We start from the raw sequence: 12,498 nt of genomic DNA on the forward strand, positions 1-12,498 counted from the left end.
GCGCACGCGCACGGACCCCTCGGCGACCGCAGCGCACATCGTCCTTCCTGGACCGCGGCTTCGGGACCTCCCCGGCACTCGCCGCGACCTCGCAGTCCGCATGCAGGCCGGTTGTTCGCGTGCCGCAATTCCCCGCCCTGCTACCGTCATGTGTGTGTGGCTCGCCCTGCTCACCGGCCTGCTCGCGGTCCCGGAGCTCGACACCGCCGCGCTGCGAGACGGCGACATCCTGCTCCACACCTCGCGCAGCGCGCAGGCCGTCGCCGTCGCCAGCGCGACGGCCAGCCCCTACACCCACGTCGGCATCGTCGAGCGCACCGGCGACGCGCTCTTCGTGATCGAAGCCGTCGACCGGACCCGCCGCACGCCGCTGCCCGAGTGGCTCGCCCGCGGCGTCGGCGGCAAGGCCACGGCGCTGCGCCACCCCGGGCTCGACTCCGCCGCGCGCGCCGCCGTGGTCGCCGCCGCCGCCGCCTACCTCGGGCGCCCCTACGACCTGTCCTTTACGCCAGGTGACGACGCCCTCTATTGTAGTGAGCTGGTGGCCCTCGCCTACGCCGCAGTCGACGTCGCGGTGGGCAGGTGGCGTCCGCTGGGGGATCTCGCGCTCCACGACGCGGCCGCGCAACGGTTGCTGACGCGCCGCTGGCGAGCGCACCCGGCCTGCCGCGGCGCGCCCTCGCTCGCCGCGTGTCGACCGGCGCTCGCAGCGGTCCCGATCCTGACCCCGGCGAGCCTCGCGGCCGATCCTCGCTTGCGGATCGTCGGCACCAGCTATCTCCCCCGACCTCCCTGAAGCATCACGAGAGATCTCATCACCGCCCGCGTGCGGCCGCGCGCCGCGCCGGCAGCCTCGCCGCGGGGTTCGGCCGCGCCGCCGAGGAGCCTCGTTCCTGCGCCGACGACCGGCGTGACGCAGGCCGCCCGCCCGCGGCCCTCGTCCCGCCGCGCTACGGGCCGTGTGGCACCATCCGGCGATGCTCCGCCGCCTCGTCGACCTCGCCCGCGACCTCGGCCTCGACCCCGAGAGCCGCGCCTATGTCCCCTACGGCCACGACTTCGCCAAGATCGACACCGTCGCCGCCGGCGAAGGCTCGGCGCACGGCAACCTCGTCGTCGTCTCCGCCGTCACGCCCACCCCGCTCGGCGAGGGCAAGACGGTCACCTCGATCTCGCTCGGCATGGGCCTCGCGCGGATCGGCGAGTCCGCGCTCACGTGCCTGCGGCAGCCCTCGCTCGGCCCGGTGTTCGGCGCCAAGGGCGGCGGCGCCGGCGAGGGCAAGGCGCAGGTCGTGCCCTCCGATCGCGTCAACCTCGGCGGCACGGGCGACGGCCAGGCCGTCGGCGCCGCGCACAACCTGCTCGCCGCCATGCTCGATGCGCACCTGCGCCACGGCAACGCGCTGAAGATCGACCCCGCGCGGATCGCCTTCTCGCGGGTCACGCCGGTCAACGACGGCAGCCTGCGCAAGGTCATCACCGGCCTCGGCGGCCCGCTCAACGGCGTCCCGCGTGAGTCCTTCTTCGAGATCAACGAGGCCAGCGAGGTCATGGCGATCCTCGCGCTCGCCCACGATCGCGGCGACCTGCGGCGGCGCCTCGGCAACATCGTCCTCGGGCCCGACCAGGGCGGCGCGCCGGTGCGGGCCGAGCAGCTCGGCGCGGCCGGGGCCATGAGCGTGCTGCTGCGCGACGCCCTCTACCCCACCCTCGCGCGCACCAGCGAGGGCACGCCCGTGCTCCTCCACGCCGGCCCGTTCGCCAACATCGCCCACGGCAACAGCAGCCTGATCGCCACCCGCTGGGCCCTCACGCGCGCCCCGTGGGTCGTCACCGAGTGCGGCTTCGGCACCGACCTCGGGCTCGAGAAGTTCGTCCACATCAAGGCCCGCCTCGGCAACCTGCGGCCCGCCTGCGTCGTCGTCGTCTGCACCGTGCGCGCGCTCAAGGTCCACGCCGGCCTGGCCAAGGCCGTGCTCGGCAGGCCGCTCGATCAGGCCGTGCTCACCGAGGACGTCGCCGCCGTCGAGAAGGGCGCCGCCAACCTGCGGCATCACCTGCGGATCGCCACCAACTTCGGCCCGCCGGTGGTCGTCGCGCTCAACCGCTTCCCCACCGACACCGACGCCGAGATCGCGGTCGTCGAGGGCATCGCCCGCGAGTTCGGGGCCGGCTTCGCCGTCCACACCGGCTTCGCCGACGGCGGCGCCGGGGCCGAGGCGCTCGCGCGCGCGGTCGTCAAGGCGGCCCGGCCGACCGACCTCCGCTACCAGTACGAAGGGACAGGTCCGCTCCTGCCGCGGCTCGAGAGCCTGGCGAAGAACGTCTACGGCGCCACCGGCATCGAGCTGGCCCCGTCGGCGCGCACGCGCCTGAACCAGCTCGAGAAGTGGGGCCTCGGCGAGCTGCAGCTGTGCGTCGCCAAGACCCACCTCGCCACCACCCACGACCCGGCCGACGGCGGCCTGCCCCGGCCGTTCACCCTGCCGGTGCGCGACGTCCTGGTCCGCGCCGGGGCCGGCTTCGCCACCGTCCTGACCGGCGAGCTCACCACCCTGCCGGCGCTGGGCGCCCGCCCGAACGCCGTCGACATGGACCTCGACCCCGTCACCGGCGCCGCGCTCGGCCTCTAGCCTGTCTTTTCGGGCATGCTCTTCGGAGCATGCCCGCTCGGACATGTCCATGCGGACATATCCGTGCAGCCAGGCGGGCTCAGCCCTCGTGGATCGACAGGAAGAACTTGCCGGCCTGCCCGCCGACCCCGTCGACCACCACGACCACCGGCTGGCCGGCGAACAGGAACATCGAGATCGCCGGGAACAGCCCGTTGGAGTCGTCGTTGCAGGCCAGCTCGCCGCCCTGGCACGAGCTGTCGAGCAGGTACAGCACCGGGTCGAAGTCGGCCTCGATCACCTCGAACACGAACTGGCCGTCGAACGGCGCCGTCCACAGCGCCTCGATCTCGGGCGACTCGAAGCCGTTGCAGCTGCCGCTGCGGAAGTTGGCGGCCCCGGACGTCTGGCCGTCGATCGTCAGCGGCACGAACGGGTCGAACACCCCGTCGGGGCACTCGTCGGGCAGCTGCACCTGGGTGATGTTGTAAATCACCTCCGCGGTGCTCTGGCCGAAGCTGTCGATCACCAGCGTCACCGTCTGGCCGACGACCAGGTCGACCTCGACCTTCGACGTCAGGTTGCCGCCGCTGTCGTCGTCGCAGGCCAACTCTGCGCCGGAGCAGACCCCGTCGAGCACGGCCAGCAGCGAGTCGAAGTTCGAGCCGATGGTGTCGAACTGGAACCGGCCGGTGACCGGCGCCGTCCACACCACCTCGAGGTCGGTGCCGCCGACGCCGCCGCAGCTGAGCGAGAAATCGTCGCCCTTGGCCTGCAGCGAGTCGACCTGCGTGATCGGCACCACCGGCGGCAGGACGATCTCGCCGCACTCGCTCGGCACGCCGGTGGTCACGGTGACCGTGGGATCGACCGTCGTGACCGACGTGACCGTCGTCTCGGTGTCCGAGGTGATCGTCGGCTGCAACGTCGGGCTGATCGTCGTCGGGCTTATCGTCGTCGTCGGCCCCACGGTGTCCGACTCGGTCGACGGATCGAAGGTGCCGCCGTCGCTCTCGGTCCCGGGGAAGAAGCCGAACCGGTGTTCGTTACAGGCCGCGCACGCGAGCACGCAGGCGATGGCGAAGATCGAGCGTAAAGGCCGACGCATAAGTCAGGTCAGGTCACGAGACTAGCACGCCGCCGCCCGCGCGCGCGAAAGCCCTGCGCGATCTCGTCGTCGGGGCCCCCGCCTTGACAGGGCCCGGCGGCTGCGGTGCCCTATAGGCCTCGGAGGGGAGTGGATGTCGGTAACGATCGCAGAGAACGTCAGGGAAAACATCGACAACAACGAGCTCGACAAGCTCACTCAGTTCAACGACAACCCGGGCTACGGCGGGCAGCAGATCATGGTCAAGGTCGCGGGCGTCAAGCTGTCCATCGCCCACGTCACCTTCGGCAAGGGCCAGGCCCACGTCTCGATCTTCTACCGGCGGGACGGGGACGAGTTCCAGATCTACGGCGTCGGCAAGCACGACGGCAAGAAGGACGGCAAGACGCTCTACGAGGCGCTGTGGGACGGCCACGGCGCGCGCCGGATCGCGGTCCAGATCCAGTGATCCCGTGATCGGGCGCGTCGCGCCTGGGCCCCGCCGGCGGCATCGCCCCGGCGGGGCTTTGTCGTGCGCGCGGCGCGAAACTGAGAGCTGTCGCGGGTAGTCCAAGCGGAGCCTCGGATATGCTCCGAGCAGGACCGCGCATGCAGCTCCAGATCCGCAACCTCTCGAAGACCTATCCCAACGGCGTCCGTGCTGCCGCGCGTGCAGAACGCGATCGGCAACCTGTACGCCTCGCGCACCGGCAGCAACGAGCTGAAGCGGCTGCAGCAGTACCTGCCGGACATGCTCGACAACGGCCCGAACCCGCTGCGTCGCCAGATCCAGGTCGCGCTGGCCGCCTTCCGCGCCGGCATCACGATCTCGATCAACCTCGACATCGGCGGCTTCGACACCCACGGCGACCACGACAACAACCACATCCCGCGGCTGGTCCAGATCCTCGACGGCCTCGACTTCCTGTGGAGCGAGTCCGAGGCCCAGGGCATCGGCGACAACTTCGTGGTCCTGTGCGGCTCCGACTTCGGCCGCACCCCCGGCTACAACGACACCAACGGCAAGGACCACTGGGCCATCACCAGCCTCATGATGATGGGCAAGGGCATCGGCGGCGACAAGGTCATCGGCGGCTCCGACGAGCGCCACAACGCCTACAACTGGGACCCCAAGACGCTCAAGCAGAGCGACTCGGGCATCCACATCGAGCCGCGCCACGTCCACGCCAGCCTGCGGCGCCTGGCCGGCATCGACGGCCACGACCTCATGAAGCAGTACCCGATCGCCATCGAGAAGGGCGACGAGATGAACATCCTCGCCTGATCCTGCAGGCGAGCGGCCCGCCAGCGCGAGCGGTGTTCAGGAGCCTGGGGGCTCCTGGAGCCGCTCGCGGCGCTTTGCGGGCCGTCGCGCCGCCGCGGCGCGCTGTGATAAGGTGAACGCTTACGGGAAGCCCCAATGGCCACCACGCAGCCGACCGCTCGCCTCCTCGTCCTCGCTCTCGCCGCGTGCAACGGCGGCGACGCGCCCGCCGACTCTGCCACCGAGTCCGGCACCACCGGCGGCGAGGCCCCGACCTCGACCACCGGCGCGGACACCGAGCAGCCGACCACCACCGGCGTCGACGGCTTCGGCCCCGAGCAGGAGTTCGTCCTGCGGCTCAACGACGACCCGGTGCCGGCGCTCAAGCTCAGCCTCGACAAGGCCGAGGCGGCCGAGCTGTTCGGCGACACCGCCAAGGAGATCAAGCTGCTCGACATCGAGTCGGGGACGCTGCTGAAGAACACCCTCGACACGATCAAGGGCGCCTGCGGCACCGGCTGGAAGGCCGACAGCGAGGACCCCAAGCACGACTGCTCGGGCACCGACTTCAAGGGCCCCGACAACACCTGGAAGACCAGCGCCGAGTACTCGCTGATCCGGATCCTCACCATGACCCCCGCCAACGCCAAGGTCGAGGGCACCTCGATCGCCGGCATGCAGGGCCTGGCCGACGGCCTCGGCATCGGCGGCGGCTTCAGCCAGATCCTGGCGGAGACGCTCGGCATCCAGCGCACCGAGGAGTTCATCACCACGCCGGAGCTGGTCGTCGCCCTGCAGCGCAACCTGCTCGCCACCCACCCGCACATCGGCGGCGACGGCAAGTCGCTGCCGCTCTACCTCGACGACGCCCTGCAGGACCTCACCACCCTCGCCACCAAGCTGGGGCCGATGGGCGGGCACCCCGGCATCGTCGACCCGAGCTTCCCGATCACCAGCGAGTGCCTCACGCCCGAGTTCGCCATGAACATCGAGGCCGAGAGCAACCTCCGCCTGCTCGACGGCATCGACCTGTCCAAAGGGAAAGATTACATGTCGACCGTCGTCGACGTGACCGGCCCGACCTTCGGCGAGCCGCTCGAGTTCGACTTCAACGACCCGGTCAAGTTCTCGATCGTCGGCGTCGCCGACGAGCCGCGGGTCGACCTCCGCTTCGCCATCTCCGAGCACGCCGACTTCATCAACTCGTGCGCCGGCGACGACGCCTGCAAGCAGAACCTGCCGGAGAACCACGACCTCGTGCAGGCGACCTGGCCCGGCTCGGCGTGGGCCATCGACCCGTGGCTGCTCGAGAGCGTGATCGTGGCCGGCGGCCGCGAGAAGTACAAGAACCGCATCTTCGACAAGTGCTACGAGGTGCTGTTCTCGTGCAACCTCGGCGCGCACATCTACGTCGGCCCCGACCCGCCGGGCTGGGCGCTGTTCGACGTGTTCCTCAACCTCGGCAACCCGCCGAAGGACCAGTATGTCTGGGAGCTCATCAACGAGGTGGCCCAGATCGCCCTGCACACCCCGCCGGCCGGCGACATCGCCGAGGGCTCGGCCGACGTCGCCTTCACCCTGCGCGACATCGACATCGGCGTCACCGGCCCGCAGATCGCCGAGTCGGTGCGGCCCTACTTGCAGGAGCAGGCGCCCAAGATCGCCGACCTCCTGCTCGGCGACTACTGGAAGAACAACGGCCCCGTCGACTTCTACTACCGCCGCGGCGGCGACGGCCTGCCCTACCTGTTCTACGTCGCCGCCGAGGACCTGCCCCCGAACGCCGAGTACAAGCACCCGAACCCCGGCTTCTTCACCTGTCCCGAAGTACAGCCGAGCTGCAAGGCCTCGGCGACCAGCCTCGCCGGCGCGGGCGACGACATCCGCGAGAAGCTGCGGCTCGAGGCCGGCGAGACCGTCCTCTACGTCCAGGACGACGCCGGCACCCTTTACCGCACCCGCTTCATCGTCCCCGAGGGCGACGCCAAGGAGATCACCGTCCGCGTCGCCGCCTTCGAGTGAGGCCGCGGCCTCACGCGCCGATCCGCGACATCCGCTCGTACGCCTTCTGCCCGTCGTAGTGCGACACGAGCCGGCGCAACGCGTCCTCGAACAGCGTCTGCAGCGCCGGCTGCGTCGAGCCCACCGCCGTGATCGGCACGGTGCTCTCGGCCGTGCCCTGGTAGATGAAGGCGTCGGCCGGGGCCCCGTAGGCGCGGATCCGGAAGCTCCACTGCATGCGCACGTAGACCCCCGAGGGCGTGCCCGGGCCGCGCGTGCCCACGAAGCTCGACAGCGAATTCACCAGCACCTCGCCGGTGAGGAAGATCCCGCTCGGCGCCGGCAGCGACGGCGGCCCCACCGTCACCGTCGTGAACAGCTGCGACATCGTCCGCTGCAGGTCGCGCTCGACGAACGTGTGAAGCCCGTGGACCTCGATCGGCTTCACCCCCTGCCCCAGCGCCGTCATCGTGTCGGGCAGCTTCGCCGGGTCGAGGATGATGAACAGCGGGTGCTCGATGCGCCGCAGCTCGCCGGGCTGGGGGATCTTCGTCTCCATCTCGGCGACGTACACCGGATGCATCGAACAACCGGCCACGGCCAGGGCCAGGGCCAACAAGGTGGGTCGCAGCGGACGCATGACCGGCCGAGGTTAACAGATCTCCCCGAGCCGGTCGCAGTCGCCGCCAGCACCGGCCGCTGCGGCCCTTGGAATGGCTGCCAAGACCAGAACAAGAAGGCCAGGGGTCACTTGGACCTCTGGCCTTCCTTTACTGTGAGCCCGGTAGGAATCGAACCTACAACCCAGGGATTAAGAGTCCCTTGCTCTACCAATTGAGCTACGAGCCCAAGTCCTTGGCCGCTGCGGGCCGCGAACGGGCCCCCTTCTACACGATCCCCATGGGGACGCAACAGGTATTTTCGCCGCGAGCGAGGTCAGGCCCCCCGCCGGGGCGCGGAATCCCGCCAGACGCCCACGGCGTGTGCCTTTCGGGCTACAACCATGCGAACTGGCCGCAAACGAGTGCGCTAGCGCATGGAGTTTCGGCGCCGCCTCCTGCCCCGCCATGCGCCGAACCCGGCTCCGCCTCGCTGCCCTCGCCTCGCTCCTGGCCTGCGGACCTGACTCGGCCCCGGCCACCAGCGGCGACGCCACCGGCTCCGCCCCCGCCGAATGTCCGGCCGAGCTCGAGCCTTTGGCCGACCCCGACGCCTACGCCGCGGCGCTGGCGGAGGCCGTCTGCGCCAAGCTCGCGGCCTGCGGCTGCTCCGCCGTCCCGGACACCTGCGTCGCCGACCGCACCGCCGTCAGCATCGGCCACAACGAGTTCTTCCTCGCGGCCGGCAACGTGTTCGACCCGGTGTGCGCGCGCCAGGTGGTGCTGGGGCATGAGTGGTCGTCCTGCGGCCACCACACGCCCTCGCCGTGCGAGCCCTGCAGAGTATTCGTCGGCACGCGCGCCGAGGGCGACGCCTGCGAGGTCATCGACAGCGTCATCGACCCGTGCGGCCCCGACCTGTTCTGCATCAACGGTCGCTGTATCGGCGGGCTGCCGCTGGTCGACGAGGGGCCCCTTGCCGGGAGGACGGCGCCCTCGTCGGGCTCTGCGGCCCGGACCAGAGCTGTGACTTCGACGAGCACATCTGCGTCGCCCAGCCGACCCTCGGCGAGCCCTGCCGCCACCGGCAATGCCGCTTCGAGCTCTGGTGCGACACGAGCGACAGCTCCACCGGCGTCTGTCGGGCCAGGCTCCCCGGCGGCGAGCCGTGCAGCAGCGAGCGCGAGTGCGACAGCTTCGTCTGCGCCCAGAACGTGTGCACCGACGAGCCGCGCTACTGCAGGTTCCGCCGCTGACGGGGCGCGCCGGCCCCCGCCTCACCGTCCCCTGCCGGCCCACGCATCGCGTACCATCGCCGTGCATGTCTCCCGCGGCGCATCAGCGGCTGTTCGCGGTCCTCGCGGTCGCGCTGATCGTCCTCCACGTCGACACCTGGAACGCCGGCCCCGGCCCGCTCGTGTTCGGCTGGCTGCCGTGGGACCTCGCCTACCACCTCGCGTGGATGGCCGCCGCCGCGCTCCTCGTGTTCTACATGACCTCGAACGCGCTCTGGCCCGACGACCCGGACGACCCATGACCGCGCGAGGCGACATGGCCCGAAGGCCAGGCCCAGGTGCGCCGCTCGACATGACCCAGGGCCATTCGAATCCCCGCGCCGACGCCTACCCCGAAGGCCAGGCCCAGGCGCGCCGCTCGACATGACCCCAGGGCCATTCGGCCCCCCGCGCCGGCGCATGAACCAACGGCCAGAGGCCAGCGCTTCGCTCGACATGACCCCAAGGCCATTCGACCATCCGTGCCCGCGCCTGACCCGCAGCCCCGGCGCCGGCGCTCCGCGCGACATGACCCAAAGACCAGGCGCTCGCCCGCACCACCGCCTGGCCCAAGGCCAGGCCGTCGTCCGCCCGCCGCCCTCTCGCCCGCCGCTCTCTCGCCCGCCGTCACCTGGCCGAAAGACCAGCTTCTCGCATGAGCTCGCTCGCCGCGATCGGCCTGGTCGTCGCCGCCTACCTCGCCGTCACCCTCGTGATCGGCGCCGTCGCCTATCGCCGCACCTCCGGCACCCCGGAGGACTACTTCCTCGGCGGTCGGGCCGCGCGCACCTTCGTCCTCTTCATGGCCCTGTTCGGCACCAACGTCACCCCGTTCGTGCTGCTCGGCATCCCCGGCCTCGCCTATCACCAGGGCGTCGCCGTGTTCGGCCTCAACGCCGCCATCGTCGGCCTCGGCATCCCGCTCACCTTCTTCCTCATCGGCGAGCCCGCGCGCGCGCTGCCCGTCGCCTCGGCGCCATCACCCCGGCCGAGCTCTACGCCGAGCGGTTCGGCTCGCCCGCCGTCGGCCTGGCCCTGTTCGCCGCCTTCTTCCTCTACACCCTCCCGTACATGGTCACCGCGGTGATCGGCGCCGGCCTGACCGCCGAGGTCCTGACCGAGGGCAACCTGTCCTTCGGGGCATCCTCGGCCCTGATCCTCGGCATCACGATCGCCTACACCGCGCTCGGTGGCATGCGCGCCACCATGTGGACCAACGTGTTTCAGGGCGCGACCTTCCTCGGCTTCATGGTCGCCGCCTTCTTCCTGATCGCCGATCGCCTCGGAGGCCTCGGCGCCGCCGCCACTGCCGTCCAGACCCGCGCCCCGCACCTCTTTGAAAAAACCACCGCCGGCGCCTTCGCCCCCGGTCCGTGGGCCTCGTGGGCTCTGGCCATCTCGCTGACCGTGATCGCCTTCCCGCACATGCTCGTGCGGGTGTTCGCGGCCCGCGACGCCACCGCGCTCAAGAACGTCTGCCGCCTCTATCCCTTCGTGCTCGTGATCCTGTGGCTCCCGGCGGTGCTGTTCGGGGTGTGGGGCGCCGCCGAGATCGCCGGCCTCCAGGGCAAGGCCAGCGACGCCATCTTCCCGCTGCTCGTCGTGCGTCACCTCGGACCTGTCCTTCAGGGCATGGCGCTCGCCGGCGTGCTCGCGGCCGTGATGTCCACCCTCGACGCCCATTGCTCACCCTCTCCTCGATGCTCACCCGCGACGTCCTGCGCCGCCTCCTGCCCGGCCTCACGCCCGCGCGCGAGGTCGTCGCCGCGCGCCTGTTCACCCTCGCGCTCTCGGCCGCGGTGTTCGTCCTCGTGCTCGCGCGCCCGGCCTCGCTGTTCGACATCGCCGCCTTCAGCTTCTCCGGCTACGTCACCCTGACGCCCACCTTGCTGCTCGGCGTCCGCTGGCGCCGCTTCACCGCCGCCGGGGCCATCGCCTCGATCGTCGCCGGCAACCTCGCCCTCGGCCTCGCCTTCGCCGGCGTCCTGCCCGCGCCCTTCGGCGTCCTCCCGGTCGCCTGGGGCCTCGTCGCCGCCATCGCCGGCGCCCTCGTCGGCACCGCCCTGTCCCGGCCCCCGCCCGCGCACGTGGTCACCCGCGCCCTCGGCCCTGCCTGAGAGCCTGCCGCCTCACCCGCGGCGGGGTCGTTCGCTCGCAGCGCTGCCGGGCTTGTCGGGACGACCGCCTCGTTGACGCCGAGGCCCGCCCGAGCACCCCGGTCCGCCGCCGGCACGACGAATCCCTGCGCCCTTCGCCGCGGCGCTCGACACATCGCGCTCGCCGGCGCCCGCTCGCGGGCATCGGACCCTCGCGCTCGCCCAGCCGCGGCCGGCGTATGCTCTTCCAGTGAAGCCGCGCCTCCTCCTCGTCCTCCTCGCCGGTTGCACGCCGACCGCCCCCGGCAGCAGCGACGGCGCCCCGGACGGCGGGACCGCGAGCACCACCCTGGGTAGTACTTCGGGACATGTCTCCGAGACCAGCTCCCAATCCACGACCACGACTCACCCCACCACGACCCCCACGACCTCGACCAGCGACGACAGCACCACCGGCACCAGCCCAGTGTGCGGCGACGGCCTGCGCCAGCCCGGCGAGTTCTGCTTCGCGCCCGGCGTCCGCCTCTCGACCGGCCCGCGTCCGGTCGCCGTCGCCATCGCCGACCTCGACCTCGACGGCGACCACGACCTCCTGTTCGCCGACTTCGAGGCCGGCGAGCTGACCCTTCAGACAGGTGACGGCAGCGGCCAGTTCGTCGCCGGCCCCGTCCTCCCCACCTTCCTGCGCCCGCGCGACGCGCTCGCGGCCGACGTCGACGGCGACGGCCGCCTCGACCTCGTGTTCGCCGACCCCGGCGTCGGCCTCGTCGGCGTCTACCGCCACGTCGGCCCCGGCCTCGTCTACGACCCGCCGCAGCCGGTCCAGGCCGGCACCGAGCCGCGGGCCCTCGCCGCGGCCGACCTCGACGGCGACGGCCTCCTCGACCTCGCGGTCGCCGACGAGTTCGCCGACGCCGTGCTCGTCCTCCTCGGCGCCGGCGGCGGCGAATTCGCCGACGCAGTCGTCTACCCCGTGGGCGACGAGCCCTACGACGTCATCATCGCCGACGTCGACGCCGACGGCCGCCTCGATCTCGTCAGCGCCGACCAGAACCAGGCCCGCGTCACCGTCCTCCTGTCCGATGGGCCAGGTACCTTCGTCGACGCCGGCCAGCGGTTCGTCAACCCCGAACCGCGCCGGCTCGTCGCCGCCGACCTCAACCTCGACGGCCTGCTCGACCTCGCCACCGCCAGCTTCACCGCGGACCACCTGTCGATCTTGCCGGGCCTGGGCGGCGGTGAGTTCGGCGAATACATCCCCATCGTCCTCGGCGAGGGCCTCTACGCGGTGATCGGCGCCGACCTCGACGGCGACGGCCCGCCCGAGCTCGTCGCGGTCGATCACAGCGAGGGCGAGCTCGTCGTCATCGCCGGCCTCGGCGTCTCCGACGTCGTCACGATCGCGCGCTTCGAGATCGGCGCTGGACCGATGGACCTCGCCGCCGCCGACCTCAATGGCGACGGCGCGCTCGACCTCGTCACCGCGGACGCCTTCGGCGCCGGCGCGACCGTGCTCCTCGCCGACCCCTGATTGGCCTCCCGCGGGCCGACAACCGCCTCCGGGG

14 protein-coding genes and 1 tRNA gene are annotated in these 12,498 nt (G+C 71.6%); 11 read left to right on the forward strand and 4 right to left on the reverse strand.

Going from position 1 to position 12,498, the window contains the following annotated elements:
• Positions 1-154 precede the first annotated feature (154 nt).
• Together OV079_RS21300 and OV079_RS21305 are read left to right on the forward strand one after the other, a co-directional pair.
• Positions 155-796 carry a YiiX/YebB-like N1pC/P60 family cysteine hydrolase gene (locus OV079_RS21300; protein WP_267770695.1) on the forward strand — a complete coding sequence of 214 codons (642 nt, stop codon included), beginning with the start codon at positions 155-157 and terminating at the stop codon, positions 794-796.
• A 181-nt stretch (positions 797-977) separates the two neighbouring features.
• Complete coding sequence (locus OV079_RS21305; RefSeq protein ID WP_267770696.1) at positions 978-2,633, forward strand: formate--tetrahydrofolate ligase; 1,656 nt, start codon at positions 978-980, stop codon at positions 2,631-2,633.
• 79 nt (positions 2,634-2,712) lie between these two features.
• On the opposite strand, the gene OV079_RS21310 is transcribed toward OV079_RS21305, so the two are convergent.
• Positions 2,713-3,720: a hypothetical protein gene (locus OV079_RS21310; protein WP_267770697.1), complete on the reverse strand. Its 1,008-nt coding sequence runs from the start codon at positions 3,718-3,720 to the stop codon at positions 2,713-2,715.
• 133 nt (positions 3,721-3,853) lie between these two features.
• On the opposite strand from OV079_RS21310, the gene OV079_RS21315 reads away from it, so the two are divergent.
• From OV079_RS21315 to OV079_RS21325, 3 genes are all read left to right on the forward strand, one after another.
• Positions 3,854-4,168, forward strand: coding sequence for a hypothetical protein (locus OV079_RS21315; protein ID WP_267770698.1), 315 nt, complete (start codon positions 3,854-3,856; stop codon positions 4,166-4,168).
• Between the two features lie 201 nt (positions 4,169-4,369).
• A complete protein-coding gene (locus OV079_RS21320) occupies positions 4,370-4,984 on the forward strand; it encodes a DUF1501 domain-containing protein (protein WP_267770699.1) in 615 nt (204 codons plus the stop codon).
• Positions 4,985-5,119: 135 nt separating this feature from the next.
• Positions 5,120-6,985, forward strand: a complete 1,866-nt coding sequence (locus OV079_RS21325; RefSeq protein ID WP_267770700.1) for a hypothetical protein — start codon at positions 5,120-5,122, stop codon at positions 6,983-6,985.
• Between the two features lie 10 nt (positions 6,986-6,995).
• On the opposite strand, the gene OV079_RS21330 is transcribed toward OV079_RS21325, so the two are convergent.
• From OV079_RS21330 to OV079_RS21340, 3 genes are all read right to left on the reverse strand, one after another.
• Positions 6,996-7,604, reverse strand: coding sequence for a hypothetical protein (locus tag OV079_RS21330; protein ID WP_267770702.1), 609 nt, complete (start codon positions 7,602-7,604; stop codon positions 6,996-6,998).
• A 136-nt stretch (positions 7,605-7,740) separates the two neighbouring features.
• A tRNA-Lys gene (locus OV079_RS21335) sits at positions 7,741-7,813 on the reverse strand.
• A gap of 364 nt (positions 7,814-8,177) precedes the next feature.
• Positions 8,178-8,450 carry a hypothetical protein gene (locus tag OV079_RS21340; protein ID WP_267770703.1) on the reverse strand — a complete coding sequence of 91 codons (273 nt, stop codon included), beginning with the start codon at positions 8,448-8,450 and terminating at the stop codon, positions 8,178-8,180.
• An 18-nt stretch (positions 8,451-8,468) separates the two neighbouring features.
• On the opposite strand from OV079_RS21340, the gene OV079_RS21345 reads away from it, so the two are divergent.
• The 6 genes from OV079_RS21345 to OV079_RS21370 all read left to right on the forward strand — a co-directional run bounded on the left by OV079_RS21345 (position 8,469) and on the right by OV079_RS21370 (position 12,464).
• A complete protein-coding gene (locus tag OV079_RS21345) occupies positions 8,469-8,819 on the forward strand; it encodes a hypothetical protein (RefSeq protein WP_267770704.1) in 351 nt (116 codons plus the stop codon).
• A 65-nt stretch (positions 8,820-8,884) separates the two neighbouring features.
• Positions 8,885-9,100: a hypothetical protein gene (locus OV079_RS21350; protein WP_267770705.1), complete on the forward strand. Its 216-nt coding sequence runs from the start codon at positions 8,885-8,887 to the stop codon at positions 9,098-9,100.
• Positions 9,101-9,492: 392 nt separating this feature from the next.
• Positions 9,493-9,924 carry a sodium:solute symporter family transporter gene (locus tag OV079_RS21355; RefSeq protein ID WP_267770706.1) on the forward strand — a complete coding sequence of 144 codons (432 nt, stop codon included), beginning with the start codon at positions 9,493-9,495 and terminating at the stop codon, positions 9,922-9,924.
• Positions 9,816-10,715 (forward strand): sodium:solute symporter family protein, encoded by a 900-nt coding sequence (locus tag OV079_RS21360; RefSeq protein ID WP_267778611.1) that lies wholly within the window; start codon positions 9,816-9,818, stop codon positions 10,713-10,715. Before OV079_RS21355 ends, OV079_RS21360 begins: the two co-directional genes overlap by 109 nt.
• Positions 10,649-10,954: a hypothetical protein gene (locus OV079_RS21365; RefSeq protein ID WP_267778886.1), complete on the forward strand. Its 306-nt coding sequence runs from the start codon at positions 10,649-10,651 to the stop codon at positions 10,952-10,954. Before OV079_RS21360 ends, OV079_RS21365 begins: the two co-directional genes overlap by 67 nt.
• A 229-nt stretch (positions 10,955-11,183) precedes the next feature.
• The gene (locus OV079_RS21370) at positions 11,184-12,464 is read left to right on the forward strand and encodes an FG-GAP repeat domain-containing protein (RefSeq protein WP_267770707.1); all 1,281 of its coding nucleotides are present in this window, start codon (positions 11,184-11,186) and stop codon (positions 12,462-12,464) included.
• The last annotated feature ends 34 nt before the right edge of the window (positions 12,465-12,498 follow it).

Source organism: Nannocystis pusilla, from assembly GCF_026626665.1.
Classification (GTDB): domain Bacteria; phylum Myxococcota_A; class Polyangia; order Nannocystales; family Nannocystaceae; genus Nannocystis; species Nannocystis pusilla.